The sequence below is a fragment of the Streptomyces peucetius genome, from assembly GCF_025854275.1.
In the GTDB taxonomy this organism is placed as follows: Bacteria; Actinomycetota; Actinomycetes; order Streptomycetales; family Streptomycetaceae; genus Streptomyces; species Streptomyces peucetius_A.
Genome location: NZ_CP107567.1, coordinates 6,038,875 through 6,056,493, shown reverse-complemented (window position 1 = coordinate 6,056,493; position 17,619 = coordinate 6,038,875). Strand labels below are relative to the sequence as shown.

13 protein-coding genes are annotated in these 17,619 nt (G+C 71.7%); 6 read left to right on the top strand and 7 right to left on the bottom strand.

The features are described 5' to 3' along the window. Positions 1-81: 81 nt before the first annotated feature. Positions 82-972: an alpha/beta fold hydrolase gene (locus OGH68_RS27595; RefSeq protein ID WP_264247713.1), complete on the top strand. Its 891-nt coding sequence runs from the start codon at positions 82-84 to the stop codon at positions 970-972. Beyond that, positions 969-1,787 (top strand): alpha/beta fold hydrolase, encoded by an 819-nt coding sequence (locus OGH68_RS27590; RefSeq protein WP_264247712.1) that lies wholly within the window; start codon positions 969-971, stop codon positions 1,785-1,787. Before OGH68_RS27595 ends, OGH68_RS27590 begins: the two co-directional genes overlap by 4 nt. 22 nt (positions 1,788-1,809) lie before the next feature. On the opposite strand, the gene OGH68_RS27585 is transcribed toward OGH68_RS27590, so the two are convergent. Further along, positions 1,810-3,393 carry an HD domain-containing phosphohydrolase gene (locus OGH68_RS27585; protein ID WP_264247711.1) on the bottom strand — a complete coding sequence of 528 codons (1,584 nt, stop codon included), beginning with the start codon at positions 3,391-3,393 and terminating at the stop codon, positions 1,810-1,812. Positions 3,394-3,587: 194 nt separating this feature from the next. After that, positions 3,588-5,285 carry a tryptophan 7-halogenase gene (locus tag OGH68_RS27580; RefSeq protein WP_264247710.1) on the bottom strand — a complete coding sequence of 566 codons (1,698 nt, stop codon included), beginning with the start codon at positions 5,283-5,285 and terminating at the stop codon, positions 3,588-3,590. Positions 5,286-5,453: 168 nt separating this feature from the next. Here OGH68_RS27580 and OGH68_RS27575 point away from each other — a divergent pair, with 168 nt between their 5' ends. Beyond that, entirely contained in the window at positions 5,454-5,693 is a 240-nt protein-coding gene (locus OGH68_RS27575) for a DUF6269 family protein (protein ID WP_264247709.1), read from the top strand. Between the two features lie 96 nt (positions 5,694-5,789). Here OGH68_RS27575 and OGH68_RS27570 read toward each other — a convergent pair whose 3' ends face one another. After that, the gene (locus OGH68_RS27570) at positions 5,790-7,685 is read right to left on the bottom strand and encodes a transcriptional regulator (RefSeq protein ID WP_264247708.1); all 1,896 of its coding nucleotides are present in this window, start codon (positions 7,683-7,685) and stop codon (positions 5,790-5,792) included. Positions 7,686-7,924: 239 nt separating this feature from the next. Between OGH68_RS27570 and OGH68_RS27565 the strand changes: the two genes are divergently transcribed. Beyond that, positions 7,925-8,230: a hypothetical protein gene (locus OGH68_RS27565; protein ID WP_264247707.1), complete on the top strand. Its 306-nt coding sequence runs from the start codon at positions 7,925-7,927 to the stop codon at positions 8,228-8,230. Between the two features lie 15 nt (positions 8,231-8,245). Here the strand turns inward: OGH68_RS27565 and OGH68_RS27560 are convergent, their stop codons facing one another. From OGH68_RS27560 to OGH68_RS27545, 4 genes are all read right to left on the bottom strand, one after another. Next, positions 8,246-11,233 carry an AfsR/SARP family transcriptional regulator gene (locus OGH68_RS27560; RefSeq protein ID WP_264247706.1) on the bottom strand — a complete coding sequence of 996 codons (2,988 nt, stop codon included), beginning with the start codon at positions 11,231-11,233 and terminating at the stop codon, positions 8,246-8,248. Between the two features lie 135 nt (positions 11,234-11,368). Then, entirely contained in the window at positions 11,369-11,593 is a 225-nt protein-coding gene (locus OGH68_RS27555) for an acyl-CoA carboxylase epsilon subunit (RefSeq protein ID WP_264247704.1), read from the bottom strand. A 10-nt stretch (positions 11,594-11,603) separates the two neighbouring features. After that, positions 11,604-13,151: an acyl-CoA carboxylase subunit beta gene (locus tag OGH68_RS27550; RefSeq protein WP_413471037.1), complete on the bottom strand. Its 1,548-nt coding sequence runs from the start codon at positions 13,149-13,151 to the stop codon at positions 11,604-11,606. Between the two features lie 110 nt (positions 13,152-13,261). After that, a complete protein-coding gene (locus tag OGH68_RS27545) occupies positions 13,262-14,311 on the bottom strand; it encodes a polyprenyl synthetase family protein (RefSeq protein WP_264247703.1) in 1,050 nt (349 codons plus the stop codon). A gap of 227 nt (positions 14,312-14,538) precedes the next feature. On the opposite strand from OGH68_RS27545, the gene OGH68_RS27540 reads away from it, so the two are divergent. Next, complete coding sequence (locus OGH68_RS27540; protein ID WP_264247702.1) at positions 14,539-15,261, top strand: hypothetical protein; 723 nt, start codon at positions 14,539-14,541, stop codon at positions 15,259-15,261. 120 nt (positions 15,262-15,381) lie between these two features. Further along, complete coding sequence (locus OGH68_RS27535; protein WP_264247701.1) at positions 15,382-17,556, top strand: MMPL family transporter; 2,175 nt, start codon at positions 15,382-15,384, stop codon at positions 17,554-17,556. The last annotated feature ends 63 nt before the right edge of the window (positions 17,557-17,619 follow it).

The following is a 17,619-nucleotide window of genomic DNA, read 5'->3' as shown; positions in this document are numbered from 1 at the left end:
CAGATGGGCAGGTCTGCCGATGCGCGCCTGCCGGTCGTGGAGGGAGCCTGGTGCTGTCCTTCGAGGAAAGGAGCAGCAGCGATGGCACACATCGACGGGGGCGCCGTCGCCTCGACGGAGCCCATGGAGTTCGTCCAGGTCAACGGGGTGCGTCTTGCGTACGAGGCGGTCGGTGACGGGCCGGTTCCGCTCGTTCTCGTGCACGGCAGTTGGGGTTCGCACCACAACTGGGATTCGGTCGTACCCGGTCTGGTCCCTCATTTCCGTGTCGTCACCTACGACCGGCGGGGCCACAGCGACAGCGAGCGCCCCTCCGGTCAGGGCAGCTTCGGCGAGGACGTGGCCGACCTCGCCGCGTTGGTCGAACGTCTCGGGGTGGCCCCCGCGTGGGTCATCGGCAACTCGGCCGGCGCGGTCATCACACTCCAGCTGGCCGCATCGCGCCCCGACGTGCTGCGCGGGATCATCGTGCACGAGCCGCCGCTCTGGTCCGTGTTGCCGCAGGGCAGTGACGAGGCCGCCGCGTGCGAGGTTGTCGAGCGTGGGCCGCTCGCTGAGGTGGCACGTCGCATCTCCGCGGGCGACGACGCCGGTGCGGCCGAGCTGTTCGTGGACGCGGTGGCTCTCGGGCCCGGCAGTTGGGCGCGGCTGCCCGACGGCATGCGGCGGACGTTCATCCGGAACGCTCCGACGTACCTCGACGAGCAGAACGACCCCGGTGCCCGGACCATCGATGGGGCCGCGCTGGCTCGGTATCGGGGACCGGTGCTGCTCACGTCCGGCGACCGGAGCCCGCCCCTGTTCCGGCCGGTGCTGACCCGGCTCGCGGAACTACTGCCGCAGGCCGAGCAGGTCGTCTACGCCGGTGCGGGCCACATTCCGCACGTGACGCATCCAGAGGCGTTCGTGCACGACGTCATGGCGTTCATGTCCCGGTCGAGCAGCGCGGCCCATGTGGAGGCACGGAGATGAGCAGCATGGGCAAGGGCCTATCCGCCGAACGGTTCGACGTCCGGGCACCGGACGGGACCGCGATCGCGGTGTGGGTCGAGGGCGAGGGACCCGCGTTGGTGCTGGTGCACGGTTCGCTGCAGGACCACACCATTTCCTCCGCCCTGTTGGGCGAGCTCCGTACGGACATCACCACCTTCGCCATGGACCGCCGGGGCTTCGGCGCAAGCGGCGACGGCGCCGACTACGCGATCGAGCGCGAGTTCGAGGACGTCGCCGCCGTCGTCGAAACGGTCGCCGCGCGGGTCGGCAGCCCGGTCGCCGTGTGGGGTCACTCCTACGGGGCGAGTCTCGCGATGGGCGGCGCGACACTCACGGGCAACATCAGCCACCTGTTGTTGTACGAGCCCAGTCTCGGGCTCGCCTATCCCCAGGGCTGGATCGAGAGGGCCGAGAGGGCGCTCGCCGACGGCGACGACGAGAAGGCCATCGTCCTGGTGCTGCGGGACGTACTCGAATTCACCGACGACCAGATCGCGGCCATGCGTTCCGGCCCGGAATGGGCCCGCCGCGTCGCCGTGGCACCGACCGTGGTACGGGAGGCACGCGCCGAGGAGGACTGGGCGTACCGGCCGGGCCAGTTCGAAGGAATCACGGCGAGGACACTGCTGCTGTCCGGCTCGCAGAGCCCACCGGCGCTCAAGCAGGCCACCGCCGCGGCAGCGGCGGCGATCCCCGGCGCCCGGATCCGCGTCCTCGACGGTCATGCGCACATCGCCCACCGGACGGAGCCCGCCATGGTGGCGGCCGTCGTACGGGAGTTCCTCGCGCCGTGACCGCTCGGACCGGTACGGCGGCTCAGACCCGCAGGAGATCGTGTTCCATGGCGAACAGGGCGGCGGCCGCGCGAGTGGAGTTGCCGATCTTGCCGTAGATGTGCTGGACGTGGTGCTCGGCGGTACGGCGCGAGATCACGAGCCGGCCGGCGATCTCCTTGTTCGTCAGACCGCGGGCCAGCAGACGCAGAACGTCAGCCTCCCGCCCCGTGAGCCCGGCGGGCAGGTGCGACCGCACCGGCGGCGGCGCCTGCCCGGCCGCCTCGACGACGGCCCGTACGCAGTCGGGATCGAGACGGCCGGCCGCGGCCTCCTCGGCCAGCAGGTCGGCGGCGCGGGCCGGGCTTCGGGCCGGCCGGTGAGGGCGGTCCTGCGTTGCCGCCTGGAAGGTGTCGGCGACCGCGAGGATCCGGGCGGACACAGGGATCCCGGCGGCCGACAGCCCATGGTGGTAGCCGCTGCCGTCCAGTCGTTCGTGATGCAGACCCGCTATGCGCCCCAGCGGTGCGAGCACTCGTGAGCAGGCCAGGATCCGTTCCGTGTGGTACGGGTGCAGCCGGATCCGCTCGCGTTCCGTACGGGTCACAGGGCCGGGCCTGTCCCAGATCCCGCTGGAGACCCCGACCCGCCCCAGGTCGTGCAGGAGGGCGGCGCGCCGGAGATCCTCTGCCTCGCGTTCCGCCAGCCCGAGCGAGCGGGCGGCGCCTTCGGCCAGCTCGGCGACTCCCGCCGAGTGTCCCAGCGTGCATGTCGCCTTGAGATCGACCATGTCCGCGAAGACGCGCGCCACCTGGTCGAGCTCGCCCGGGGTGATGTACCGCACGGGCGACGGCTCGGCCTGGAGGACCGCCTCCCAGGGGTCGACGGCGTCGAGCTCGTGCAGCAGGGCGCTCCCGTGGCGTTCGAAGACGTCGACGACCGACGGGTCGAACCATCCACCGGCCCGTCGCTCCACCATGGCCATGGCCGCCTCCGGCCCGCCCTTGAGGTGGAACAGCAGTGCCTGATTGGCGACTTCACCGATCCGGGCCGGCAGCGCGATCTCCTCCTTGGCCAGCCCCTGGGGCACTCCCTTACCGTCCCACCGCTCGAACTGCTGGTACAGACAGTCCCGGACCTCCTGGCCGAGCCCGAGCCGTCCGGCGAGCAGCGAGGCCGCCTCGCAGATGGACTGGAAGATCTCTCTTCCCTGCTGGATGTTGCCCAGCACGGCCCGGGTGAGCAGGCCCGGCCGGTGCAGCCCCGTGCCCCGTCCGGTGCCGAGGGTCAAGGCGAGCATCTCCCGGGCGTCGCCGAAGTCCGCGGGTTCGGCGGCCGACCGTGACGTCAGTTCGTCACCCCCGTAGAGGCGGGCCTCGATGGCCGCGGTGGCCGTACAGCCGAGGTGGCGCAGCAGGGAGGTGAGGTAGACGTCACGCACCTCCCGGTCGGGCAGGTCGAGGGCGCGGGCCAGACCGGTCGCCAGCAGGCAGGACCGGATCGCCTTGTCCGGCGGCTGCCCCATGCCGAGATCGGTGGCCACTGACAGGGCGGCCAGCAGATCCGTCAACCGCAACTGGTCCCGCATGATCGCTCCCCAGCCTCTGGCGCATGCCCATTTCCCCATGCACCTTCCATCATGCCGTTTGTCGCGAAATATCGTTCGGATGGTCATGCACAGGTATGGCGTGAAGGTACGGGTGACGTGAGCTGTCACTTGCACACGATGCGCATGATCTCTTCGCAGCGCGTCAGCATCTGCGGCGAGCCGACGCCGATGCCGGAAGCGGGCGACCACGCCAGTTGACGTCACCGGACCGCTTACTCCGAAAGAGCGAGGTCGGATCCCTTCTGGGCTTCTGGGAAAGCCACCACCCCTAGGTGCGGATCTCCTGCCTGCGGTGGCGGGTGTCCTGCGCGATCATGCGACAAGGTTAGGCGGTGCGCCGTTCTCCCCGAATCCTGAGCCGGTGCTGGCCGGCCGTGGAGCCGCCGCAGGTACTGCTCCGCCGTGGGCAGGGTCTCCAGCAGGATCTGCTGCTGGCGCTTGATCCGCAGGAAGTGCGCGTCGGCCACGTCCCGGACGTCCTGCCGGTGGGCGAGGGCGGCCCGGGGGGCGGCCCGGCCCGGGGCCAGCGCCGCCAGCACTCCGACGTGGTCCAGCTCCTGGCCGTCCGGGGTCAGACCCGCCCGGTACGCGGCCAGGCAGTCCGCCAGCTCCGCGGAGAGCGGCAGTTCCTTCTGGGACTTCCAGAACGGGGTGTCCGCACGGGGGGCGGCACGGTAGAGCAGTTGCGCCGCGTCGCGGGCACGCGCCGAGCCGGCTCCGACGGCACGGTTGAAGCGCGCCGCCGGGCCCTCCCTGTCCTGCCGGCTGGGGAAGTCGCGGACCAGCCGGTCCAGGGAGTCCAGGACGCCGCCGCTCAGCGGTCCGGCCGCCGGCGGCTCGAGCGAGCAGGCGGCGGGGCCGACGGCGACGCAGTTCTTCACCCAGGACCGGCGGCTGTGCCCGGTCCGCAGAGCGATGTGCCGCACGACGGCCCGCTCGGGCCGCAGACCCCACAGGCCGCACAGCGTGCTCGCCGCCTCGTCCGGGTCCGTCCACTCGCGCGCGTAGACGTACCCGGCGCCGAACCTGCCCGGCAGCGGCATCTTCCAGGCCCGTCCGGCGGGCAGCGCGGTGGCGGTGGCGAAGGGTTCGATGCCGTGAGCGGTGTGGTCGTGCGGGACCGTGACGGTGACCGCGCTGTCGCACGGCAGCCGGTCGCGGGCGCCGGTGAACGGCTCCTGAAGTGTTCCGGCGATCAGCAGACCCTCCGGTCCGGAGCAGTCGAGGAAGAACTCACCCGGCAGGGCGCGGCCCTTGGCCGTGTGCAGCACGGTGAGCATTCCGTCCGCGTCCCGCTCCGCGTGGAGCAGTTCGTCCCGAACGGCCCGGACGCCGAATCGTCCTGTTGCCAGATTGCGCAGGAATTCCGTGAACATTCGGCTGTCCACATGCCAGCCGTACGGCAGGGCCGCCCGGCCGTCCAGCCATCGGGGCGATTTCCCGGCGTCCATCAGCGGTGGTTCGCGGAAGCACGCATGGTCGAAGGGCTCGATCGTCTCGCCGTTCTTCCTGCGGTAGTGCCAGTGGTCGGAGAGCAGCGAATCCTCGCACTCCGGAATTTCTGAGCACGGACTGTAGAAATGATCCACACCGCCGCCCGCCATGGTGCGGGCCGCGATTTCCGCCGGCCCTTCGGTGCGCCAGTTGACGTGACGGACAGCCACTGAGAACGACGCGCAGCAGGCGCGCATCCATTCCTCCTCCGGCACGCCGAGACGGTCGAAGAGGTCCCGCTGGATCTCCGGTCCGACGGCTGCGACCTGGCCTGTCTCCTGGAAATCCGACCGTGACGGCGTCTCCAGCACGGTGACGGAGACGGTTTCGCGAAACGCGGACGCGAGGCGCGCGGCGGCCGTCCAGCCGGCTGCCGTGCCGCCCACAACGACAATTCGCGTGATGTGACTGTCCATGGAAAAAGCCTGTCCGTATTCCTTGTACGGCATCTGTACCGGAGCTGTACCGGTGTGTATCGGTGTGTATCGGCGACTGCACATCCTCTGGGTAATTCATATGTCGAACCGGCCGAACCTGTCGGTGCGGGACCTGAACGGGACCCGGACTCACCTACAGGAGGAACAATGTTCGACGCCGAAACCGGCTGGTCCCGGGTCCAGCACCCGTTGGAAGTTCTGACGGAGATCGAGCAGCAAGGCAATGTCGACGAGGAAGTGCTGCTGCGGGACAGCTCCACCCCGTGGTCCGAACTGCTGGCGGACTATGTCGACGCCCTGAACGCACTGGCCGCCCAGGGGACGCACGCCGAGGCGGGGATACCGAGATACGGACTGGACGAGGGGCACGCGGGCGGCTGCGGCTGACCCGGACGTGAAGCAGGCCCGCGGCCGGCCGAGACAACGGCCGGCCGCGGGCCGGCAGCAGGAGAAAAGGCAACGCACGGGGCAGCGGAAGCAGGGTCAGGGGGCGACGAGTTGGGGCGCGTGACCGGCGCGGGCGAAGAGCTGGACGAGCGGCAGGAAGCGGTAGCACAGCCGTGCGTCGCCGTCGATGCTCCATGCCTCCAGCAACTGGGAGTCGACCAGCCGTTCCAGCAGCTCCTCCGCCGCGTCCGGCCCGGTGTCGAGCAGTGCGGCGGCGTCCCCTGCGGTCAGCCGCGACAGATCGGCCGCCGCCAGGACGCGCAGCGCCGCCCCGGTGGCCGGGTCCAGCCCGTCCACCACACTGCGCAGGCCCGTCCGGATGTCGAGGCTGCCCAGCCGCAGTTCGGCCAGCCGGCGCTCCGGCCGTGCGAGCCGGTCGGCGAGCAGTTCGGCCGGCCAGTGCGGGTGGGCCGCGAGCCGGGCCGCCGCGATGCGCAGAGCCAGCGGCAGCCGGTCGCAGGACTCGGCGATGCGCGCGGCGGCCTCGGGCGACGCGGTGAAGCGTCCGGGGCCGGCGACAGCGGCGAGCAGCCGTCCCGCGTCGGCGGGCGGCAGGGGGCCGAGCCGCACCAGCCGGGTGCCTTCGAGCGAGGCCAGGTGGGAGCGGACGCCGGTGACGACGGTGCGGCACGCGCCGCCGCCCGGAAGCAGCGGACGCACCTGTGCGTCGTCGGACGCGTTGTCGAGGACGACGAGCATCCGGCGGCCCGCGAGCAGCGTCCGGTAGAGCTGGATCCGCTCGTCGAGCGCGGCGGGCGTCCGGTCCGGTTCGACGCCCAGGGCGTGCAGGAACCAGCCGAGCACTTCGGCCGGAGCGCGGGGGCCGCCCTCGGCGGTCCGCAGATCCGCGTAGAGGCGGCCTTGGGGGAAGTCGTCACGGCACCGGTCGGCCGCCCGCAGCGCGAGGGCGGACTTCCCGGTGCCCGACGCACCGGTGATGACGACGTCGTGAGGGCCGCGGAGTGCGGTGACGACCTCCTCGGTCTCGGTGACCCTGCCCGTGAAGTCGGCCGGAGACGCCGGCAGAGTCGCCGGGATCGGTACCCCGCGGCCGGCACCGTCCGGGTGCGGGGTCCGCTCGGGCTCAGGGGCCGCCGTCCCCTCGGTCGCGGTCCGGCGCCCGGCGGGCGCGGTGGGCGGGCCGGGCGATGCGGGCGGTGCCGGGAGCGTGACGGTACGGCGTTCCGGTGCCGCGGGCGGTGCGAGCGTGCCCGTCAGGACCTCCTGGTGGAGGGCGCGGAGCGACGGTCCGGGGTCGATGCCGAGTTCGTCGGCGAGGGCCCGGCGCCCCTCCTCGTACACCGCGAGCGCGTCGGCCTGACGGCCGCTGCGGAACAGTGCGGTCATCAGCTGGCCGCGGAGCCGTTCACGGACCGGCTGCCGGGTCACCTGCCGGGTGAGCGCGGGGACCATGTCGGTGTGGCGGCCGAGGGCGAGCGCCGCTTCCGCGTGGTCCTCCAGCGCCGTGAGCCTGGCCTCTTCCATGAGCGGCCCTTCGGCGTCCCGCAGATGTTCGGTGACGCCCGTCAGGGCCGGTCCGTGCCACAGGGCGAGGGCCTGGGCCAGTCGGCGCTCCGCCTCTTCGTACCGCCGGGCGAGCAGGTCGGCGCGGCCGGTGCCGGCGAGCCCGCGGAAGCCGGACCAGTCGAGGGAGGCGTCGCCGATGTCCATCCGGTAGCCGGGTCCCTGACGCTCCAGGCGGACGCCGGTGCCGAGGCGGGTGCGCAGCCGGGACACATAGGTGTAGAGCTGCCGGGTGCTGGTGGCCGGCGGTTCCCAGCCCCACAGGATGGCCGTCAGCCGCTCGTCGGGCATGACCTTCCCGTCGGCGAGGAGAAGGGCCGCGAGGGTGGTGCGCTGCTTGCTGCCGTCGAGTGCGACCGCGTGGCCGTCGAGTCCGGCCGACACGGGTCCGAGGATCTTGAAGTCCATGAGGGCCTCCCCCGTTCCGCGGGCCCGCTCCGGTCGCCGGGCCGTCTGCCGGAAAAAGCTACTGAGCTGGGCTTTTTCATCGGCATCGGTTGGATTTCGCGGCTTCGAAATCGATCCGAAAGAGCCTCAAAAAGGGGCGTCCCTAACGTTCATGGCGTACCGCAGGGCAACCGCCCGCAGCGGGAGTCCGAACCCGTACCCAGGCCCGGCACACGGGCCTCGCCCCCAGGAGGAACACCATGAGGAGCTTCATCACCTCGGCCCCGTCCGCAGCGGCGACGGCGAGGGCGCGCCGGATGGCGGCCGGCGGGGCGCTTCTCCTGGCGGTGGCGGGCACGCTGTACGGCGCCGGAGCCTCGGCGGCGGCCGCGGAGCCGGCCGGCGTGACCGTGGCGGCCGACGATCCGTGGACGGTCGTCGCGAAGGACGACCCGTGGACGAGCGTCCCGGCCGGCGACGACCCGTGGACGAGCGCCCCGGCCGGCGTCGAGGACGATCCGTGGACGGTCGCCCCGGCTACGAAGGCCGACGACCCGTGGACCTGACGCACCCTGCCCCGGTCACGGCCGGACCAGCGCGAACAGTCTTTGCGCGTCGAGCTGTCCGCCGTCGCCGAGCACCGCCAGCAGCTGCGTGCACCGTTCCTGCCAGGCCGGCGCCCCCACATCGGCGAAGAGGTCCTCCGCAGCCTTGAAACTGCCCGCCGCGCCCGCCCGGTCCGCGTGCAGGACCTGCACACAACCGAGCACGATCGCCGCCCGCGCCTCGAGATAGCGGTCGGGCACCTTGCCCGAGGTCGCCAGCGCATCCCGCAGGACCGCCTCGGCCTCCTCCGTCTTCCCACGGCGCCACAGCGCCTCGCCCAGCGTGCGCAACGCGTGAGCCTCGCCCCGGCGGTCACCACTGCCCCTGACGAGATCGAGCGCGCGCCGGGCCGCCTCCTCCGCCCGCTCCCCGTCCCCTTGGTGCAGCAGGGCCTCGGCGAGCCTGACGGTGCTCTGCGCCTCTCCCCTCGCGGTCCCGAGGCCCCGGCTCCTGGCGACCGCTTCCGAGGACAGCACCAGACTTGCCTGCGGGTCGCCCCGCTCCAGTTCGATCTGCGCCAGCAGCCCCAGCACATGGGCCTCGGCGTAGTGGTCACCGACCGCGCGGAAGATCTCCAGCGACCGGTGTCCCATCTGCCTGGCACGATCCATGTCTCCGCGATGGCGTTCGCACAGCGCCAGGTTCCGGAGCACCAGGGCGCGCCCTTGATCCTGCCTTTGCGCCTCGAACAGCCGCAGGGCCAGGCTGAGGCGTTCGTGCGCCGAGTCGTACGCCCACTGGACGATCTCCAGGGTGCCGAGCGAGTGGAGCATCGCCGCTTCGCCGAGCGTGTCGCCGGCCCGGACGGCCGCTTCGAGGGCACGTTCGCCGCAGTGGCGCCAGTCCTCCAGGTAGTTGCGGTTCTGGAAGAGGGTCACACTGGTCATGGCCAGGTCCCAGGCGTACGCGGACGCGTCGTCCTTCGCCGCCTGTTCCACGAGGGCGGTGATGGAGGAGCGTTCGCTCTCGAACCATTCCATGGGGTCGTCCAGCAGGCTTCCCACGAGGTGGCCGGGCAGCGGGTGCAGCCGCGCCGGTCCGTGGATGACGGTGTAGTCGCCGCCGTAGACGCGGCGGTGCGCCTCGCCGGCCAGGCCCAGCCACGCCCCGCAGGCACGCCGGGTGGCGGCCCGCCGGTCCTCCTCGCTGTCCTCGGCCTCCGCGCACTCGCGGGCGAAGAGCCTCAGCAGGTCCTGGAACCGGTAGCGGACATGGCCGGTGGTGGCGCTGAGCGGCTCAAGGAGCTGGGCGTCGACGAGCTGTTCGATCAGGTCCTCCGCGTCGACCGGGTCGATGCCGAGGAGTGCCGCGCCCGCCCAGGCCGCGAAGTCCGGGACTCCCAGGGTGCCCAGCAGCCGGAACATCCGGGCGGTGTCCGGCGGGAGATCGCGGTAGCTGAGCCGCAGACCGGCCCGGACACCGCGTTCGTCCAGGCTGAGTTCGTCGAGCCTGCGGTGCTGGTCCTCCAGGCGGGCCACCAGGGTCCGCACCGACCAGTGCGGTTTGGCGGCGAGCCGGGCGGCGGCGATGCGCAGCGCCAGCGGCAGCCTGTCGCAGAGTTCGCTGAGGCGTGCGGCACCCACCGGGTCACCGCTGAACCGGTCGTCACCGGCGACGCGGGAGAGCAGTGCGATGGACTCGTCCTGTTCGAGCGAGCCGAGGTGCAGGGGCACGAAGAAGTAGTCGCCGGCGAGCGCGCCGCCCATGCTGTCGCGGCTGGTGACGAGGACGCAGGAGCGCCCGTTGCCGGGCAGCAGGGGCCGTATCTGCTGGAAGGAGCGGGCGTTGTCGAGCACGATGAGTACCCGCCGGCCGTCGAGGACGCTGCGGAACAGGGCGGTGCGCTCGGCCTGCTCGGCGGGGATCTGCGGCCCCGGCACACCGAGCGCGCGCAGGAACCGGTCGAGCACGGCGCCGGGTCTGCGAGGCGTCTCTTCCCCGTCGTAGCCGCGCATGTCGGCGAAGAGCTGGCCGTCGGGGAAGCGGGCGGCGACCTGGTGGGCCCAGTGGACGGCGAGGGCCGTCTTGCCGACGCCGCCGGTGCCGGTGATGGAGCCGACGGGCAGTGCGCTGCCGTCGAGGTGGTCCAGCAGCCGGTCCAGCGTGGCGAGTTCGGTGTGGCGGCCGGTGAAGGAGGCGACGCTGGGCGGCAGGTGGGCCGGCACGGTCGGCTGGGGCACGAGGGCGGTGGTCTCCGGGGGGAGGCTGAGCTTCGGGGAGTCGGCGAGGATCTCCTCGTGCAGTTCCTGCAGCGCCGGGCCGGGGTCGATGCCCAGTTCGCCGGCGAGCAGCCGCTGGCCGTCGCGGTAGGTCTCCAGCGCCTCGGCGCGGCGGCCGGAGCGGTACTGGGCGAGCATCAGATGGGCCTTGGCCTGTTCCCGGAGCGGGTGTTCGCGTACGAAGGCGCTGAGTTCGCCGATCATCTCGCGGTGCTGGCCGAGCTGGAGACGGAGCCCGGCGTGCTCCTCGTAGACGTCGAGGCGCATCTCGGTGAGCCGGGCGGCCTCCGCCTCGACGCGTTCGGCCAGGACGCCTTCGAGTGCGGGACCGCGCCACATGGCGAGGGCTTCCTCGAAATGGGCGCACGCCTCTTCGGGCCTTCCGCGGCGGGCGGCTTCCCGGCCCTTGGCGGCGCGGTCCTCGAACTCGACCGCGTCGATGCGGTGTTCGCCGGCGTAGAGCATGTAGCCGGGGTGACTGGTGACGAGGAGGTCCTCCACGCCGACCGCGTTCTTGATCGTCTTGCGGAGCGCGGACACGCAGATGGCGATCTGGTTGCGGGCGGTCGCGGGCGGGCTGCCGCGCCAGACGGCGTCGGCGAGGGTGTCGACGGACACGACACGGTTGGGCGCGAGCAGCAGCATCGACATGATGGTGCGCTGGCGGGCGCCCTGGAGCACGACCGGCCGCCCGTCGGCGCTGACGTCCAGCGGCCCCAGGATCCGGAACACCACCTGAAGCACGAACCGCCTCCTGATCGCCGCCGCAGCCGTACCCGTACGACCGGTTTCGCCGTTTTCCTCACTGAGTAGCAGGGCGCTGTCCGGGCCCGCAACGACGACGTCAGCAAGCTGCCATTCCGGGGCCGCCGGACCGTCTCACCGCCGTGCCATCCAGGACACCGGGGGGAACGTTTCCGGCCGGCCCCAGGCGGCGGGTGCGGGCCCGGGCGCCTTTGAGCCGTCGGGGGCGGTCGTGGCGGCGGAGGCGGTCAGGGCGCTGAGGAGCGCCGTGACGACGGCGAGTTCCTCCGGGGTGGGGCAGCCGCTGATCACCTTGAACAGGGACGGGCCCAGCGGGCCTTCGAGTGCCGGTGCGGACATCGGGGTCTCCTCACGTGGGTGGGTTGCCGTGCTTGCGGGACGGCAGGTCGGCGTGCTTGGTGCGGAGCATCGCGAGCGCGCCGATGAGCGCCGCCCGGGTGTCGGCGGGGTCGATGACGTCGTCGACGAGGCCGCGCTCCGCCGCGTAGTGCGGGTGCATGAGTTCGGCCTTGTACTCCTTGACCAGTTGCTCCCGCATGGCGTCCGGGTCCTGGGCCGCCTGGATCCGGCGGCGGAAGACCACGTTGGCGGCCCCTTCCGCACCCATCACGGCGATCTCGTTGGCCGGCCAGGCGAGGGACACGTCGGTGCCGATGGAACGGGAGTCCATGACGATGTAGGCACCGCCGTACGCCTTGCGCAGGATCACCTGCACACGGGGAACGGTGGCGTTGCAGTACGCGTAGAGCAGTTTGGCGCCGTGGCGGATGATGCCGCCGTGCTCCTGGTCGACGCCGGGCAGGAAGCCGGGTACATCGACGAGCGTGACCAGCGGGATGCTGAAGGCGTCGCACATCTGCACGAAGCGGGCGGCCTTCTCGGACGAGTGGATGTCGAGCACCCCGGCGAGGGCCTGGGGCTGGCTGGCGACGATGCCGACGACGTCGCCGTCGAGCCGGGCGAGGGTGGTGATGACGCTGGTGGCCCAGCGTTCGTGGACTTCCATGTGCTCACCGTCGTCGACGAGTTCCTCGATGACGGCGCGTACGTCGTACGGGCGGCTGCCGTCCAGCGGGACGATGTCGAGCAGCCGCTCGCAGCGGCGGTCGGCGGGGTCGGCGGAGGCCGAACGGGGTGGTTTCTCACGGTTGTTGGCGGGGAGCATCGACAGGAGGTAGCGGACCTCGGCGATGCAGGTCTCCTCGTCGTCGTAGGCGAAGTGCGCCACGCCCGAGGTCTCGGCGTGCACGTCCGCACCGCCCAGGCCGTTCTGCGTGATCTCCTCGCCCGTGACCGCCTTGACCACGTCCGGACCGGTGATGAACATCTGCGAGGTGTCACGGACCATGAACACGAAGTCCGTCAGGGCCGGGCTGTAGGCCGCACCGCCCGCGCACGGACCCAGCATCACACTGATCTGCGGGATGACCCCGGAGGCCCTGGTGTTGCGCTGGAAGATCCCGCCGTAACCGGCCAGCGCCGACACACCCTCCTGGATACGCGCGCCCGCACCGTCGTTCAGCGACACCAGCGGCGCACCCGCCGCGATCGCCATGTCCATGATCTTATGGATCTTCGTGGCATGGGCCTCGCCCAGCGCACCGCCGAAGATCCGGAAATCATGCGCGTACACGAAGACCGTCCGGCCCTCGACCGTCCCCCAGCCCGTCACCACACCATCGGTGTACGGCTTCTTCGCCTCCAGGCCGAAACCCGTCGCCCGATGCCGGCGCAACTGCTCCACCTCACGGAACGAACCCTCGTCCACCAGCAACGCGATCCGCTCCCGAGCCGTCAGCTTGCCCTTCGCATGCTGCGCCTCGGTCGCCTGGGGCACGCCGTCGAGGACCTCGCCCCGGATCCGGGCGAGTTCACCGACCCGCTCGTACATCGTCATGACCAACTCCTTCGTCGTGTCATCCGGCGGGGGCGGCTCGCGTCGTCCGGCGGTGGTGCACGGCACAGGCCGCCGGGTCCTGCGGTGCCGTTCGGTGCTCCGAGGACCGTTCAGACCGGCCGCGGGGCGATCACGTCGCAGAGCTCGGTGAGCGCGCGGCGCGCCGGCAGGTCCGGCAGCACCCCCAGGGCGGCGCGGGCCAGGTCCAGCCGTTCCCGCATCAGCGCCTGCGCCTCCGCGGTCGCCGGTGAGCGGCGGAAGAGCTCCAGGGCGCGGCGGTGTGCCGCGGCGTCGGACGTGGGTCCGGCCCGGAGCAGGGCGCGCAGTTCCCGGTCGGCGCGGCCCTTGCCGGCGAGGGCCAGCAGGACCGGCAGGCTCGGGACCCCGGCGAGCAGGTCCTTGCCCTGGTCCTTGCCGGTGACCTCGGCGGGGGACGTGAGGTCCAGCAGGTCGTCGGCGATCTGGAACGCGACGCCGAGCTGCTCGCCGTACTCGGTGAGGGCCGGCAGGTACGGGGCGGGGGCGCCGGCCTGGACGGCGCCGATGCCCAGGGACATGGACAGCAGCGCGGCGGTCTTGCCCGCCGTCACCTGGAAGTAGTGCTCGACGGGGTCCTCACCGGGCGCCGGGCCGGTCAGTTCGCGCAACTGCCCGGCCACCAGCCGCCCGGCGGTCTGCGCGTTGAGGTGGATGGCTTCGGTGCCGAGGTCGGCGGCGAGCCGGGCGGCCCGCGCGAGCAGCCAGTCGCCGCTGAACACGGCGGCCCGCTCCCCCCATCGGGCGTGGACGCTCGGGACCCCGTGCCGGGTCTCGGCACGGTCCATCACGTCGTCGTGGTGGAGCGAGGAGATGTGGACGAGTTCCGCGATGACGGCCGCCTGGGTGACACCGTCCCGCCACGGTTCACCGAACTCGGCCCCGAGCAGCACCAGCAGCGGCCGGAGCCGTTTGCCGCCCGCCGCCGCGAGATGCCCGGTGAGGGTGACGACATGCGGGTCGGGGGCGCTGTTCGTACAGTCCTGGAGCCATTTCTCCGCCTTGGCCAGCGCATCCGCGATCCGGAGCCGGAACACGGGTTCGTCGGGAACGAGCCTGCCGATCAGCCCCGCAGGGCGTTCCCGCACCGGCACCGGGTCCTCGTACATGTGATGAACGCCCACGAGGAAACCCCTCTGTCGCACCGGCGGAACGCTTATCCGAATATCGGCCACCACCTTCCGTCGCGGCCGACCGCCGGACAACGGCGCTGACATGAAGGTGCCAGGAGGGCACGGCGCGTCGGGCGACACGGGATTGTCAGCTTCGTGCCAACCTTTCCTCCTGCCGTTCCGGCGCGGAAAGGCGCGGATACGCTCCGTCGTCGAAACTGCTAGGAAAGGCAAGGGAATTGCGCAACCGAATCGCACTCGCCGCCGCGGCCGCCGCCGGACTCTTCTCCCTGACGGCCGTCCCGGCGTCCGCCGCACCGGCGGACGGCACCCCGACGGGTCCCGCCGCCACCGGTGCCGGAGAGGCCTGCGCGGACGTGAAGCTGTCCGGGGCGCTGCCCGTACCGCCGCCCGGCATGGCCGTGCGGCAGCAGGTCACCATCGGCCCCGACTGCACACCGGTACTGGGCCCGGCCCGGCTGGTGTCCAAGGCCGGGCCGAAGACGGAAGCCGCCGCGACGAGCGCCGCGGCCGGCAGCACCGCGGCAGGCGCCGTGACCTCGGGAACGCGCCAGGTCAGGAGCCGGTCCGAGATGTACGACTGCTGCAACATCCGTATGACCGGCCTCTACACGACGTCCAGCTGGGACGCCGACGGCACCACGGTCACCGCCGTGTCCACCGACGCGACCCAGGAGTGGAACCGCGAACCGTGGAACGCGGGCTGGTCGCTGGAGTCCTCCGGAAAGAGCACCGACTGCCTCACCGACTGCGCGGTCTCCCACAACGAGGCCCACGCCGAGTTCTCCTACCAGGGGCTCTTCGACCCGTCCGGCGACTGGTACGCCAACACCCACCACTCGTACGTGACCTTGAACGCCGACGGCACGGCGTCGTGCCGCTTCGACGTCGAGCTGAAGCACAGCTTCATCGGCTGGAACTGGCAGCGCGGCTGCGAGTGAACCGGCCGGCCCGGCAGGCGGTGACGGCATGTTGATGCCAGATACCGCGGCCGCGCCGTGTGCGAGGGCTGCCAGGAGCCCACAATCGTGGGGCCCTGGCAAGCCCCTCGAAGGAGCACCATGTTCGGAAGGATCGGGCGGTCCGCCGTCAGACACCCCTGGTTGACCATCCTCGCGTGGCTGATCGCCGCGATCGCGGCGGCCTCGCTGGCGCCACCGCTGAAGGCGGTCAGCGATCAGGCCGAGTTCCTTCCGTCCCACTACGAGTCGGTGCAGGCGGCCAAGGTCCAGGAGCGGGCCTTCCCGCAGCAGGAGCAGCCCGCGTCCATCGCGGTGTTCCGGCGCTCGGACAACGGCGTGCTGACCGACGCCGACAAGGCCGAGGTGACCGAGATCGCCGCGGCCCTGGACGGTGCGGGCCTGAAGAAGATCAAGAAGGTCGAGACCGGACCGCAGTCGATCTCCCCCAAGGGCGAGATCGCGCTGGCGAGCATCGTCGCCACCACGAAGAACCCGTACGACGCCGAACTGATCGAGTCGGTGAAGGAGCTGCGCCAGAAGGCGAAGCCGCTGCTCGAGGGCACCTCGCTCCAGATGGGCGTGACCGGCTCCGCGGCGACCGCGCTGGACACCCAGGAGTCGTCGGGCGACACCGACGCCATGATTATGATGGCGACGCTGCTGCTGATCGTGGTGCTGCTCGCGCTGATCTTCCGCAGCCCCCTGATCGCGATCCTCCCGGTGCTCATCATCGGGCTGGTCTTCGGCGTGGCGGTCGGGCTGATCTCGGCCACGGCCGAACTGGGCGGCCTCCAGGCCGACGCCTCGATCAGCTCGATCCTCATCGTGGTGCTGTTCGGCGTCGGCACCGACTACATCCTGTTCCTGCTCTTCCGCTACCGGGAGTTCCTGCGGCAGGGCCGGCCGCCCAAGGAGGCCATGAGCGAGGCCGTGGCCCGGGTCGGCGAGACCATCGCCTCCGCGGCCGGAGCGGTGATCATCGCCTTCCTGGCGCTGCTGCTGTCCAGCCTCGGCATGCTGCGCGCCATGGGCCCGGCCCTGGCGATCGCGGTGGCCGTCACTCTCGTCGCGGCTCTGACGCTGGTACCGGCGGTCTTCTCCCTGCTCGGGACCAAGGCGTTCTGGCCGTCCAAGGCCTGGCGCAAGCAGCCGAAGCACGGCCTCGCCCACCGCGTCGGGTCACTCACCGCACGCCGTCCCGGCGGTGTCGCCGCCGTGTCCGGCGGGCTGCTCGCCGTGCTCGCGGTCGGCGTCTTCAGCTTCACCCCCCAGTTCGACAGCACCGGTTCGCTGCCCAAGGACCTGGAGTCCGTCCGGGCGATGGAGGATCTGCAGCGCGGCTTCTCTGCCGGACAGAGCGACCCGACATGGGTCATCGTCGAGGCGGAGGACGGCGGCCGGCTCGAGCAGTCGCAGATCGACGCGTACGCGAAGAAGCTCGGCGAGGCCGGACTCGGCCAGGTCACCCCCGCCGCACTCGGGCCCGGGGGCGATGCCGCCCAGATCGGCGTGGTGCTGAAGCACAAGCCGGCCGGCGAGGAGGCCATCGAGCTGGTCTCGGGAACGCTGCGGGACGTCGCCCACGACGCCGCCCCGGACGGCACGCGCGTGCTCGTCGGAGGCACGACTGCGGTGCTCGCGGACATCCAGCACGCCACCACCCGCGACTACTCCCTGGTCTTCCCCGTCGCCGGTCTCGCCATCATGATCATCCTGGGCCTGCTGCTGCGCAGCGTCGTCGCCCCCTGGTACCTGATGCTCTCCGTCGGTCTCGGCTTCACCGCGACGCTCGGCTCCACGGTGTGGCTGTTCCAGAACGTCAAGGGCGAGCAGGGGCTGCTCTTCACCCTGCCGGTGATCGTGTACCTCTTCGTCGTCGCGATCGGCACCGACTACAACATCCTCATGGTGGCCCGGCTGCGTGAGGAGATCCGGGGCGGCAGCAGCCCGGCGGAGGCCGTACGACAGGCGATCATCCACTCCGCGTCCACGATCGGTGCCGCAGCCGTCATCCTGGCGGGCACCTTCGGTGTGCTGCTGCTCGCCGAGAACACCATGCTCCAGCAGATGGGCTTCGCGGTCGCGTTCGGCATCCTGCTGACCGCCTTCGTGATGGCGCTGCTGCTGGTTCCGGCGGTGACCACGCTGCTGGGCGACCGGGCCTGGTGGCCGGGCGGCCGGCGCAGCGTCCCGCCGGCGCACGACGGACCGGCCGGCACGGCGGACTCCGGAACCCCGGAACCGGCCAACTCCGGTACCTCCGGCCGCATTTGACGGCGCGGCCGGCCAGGTGGCCGGCCGCGCTCACGACCACTCGACCGGCGCTGCCCGGCGCAC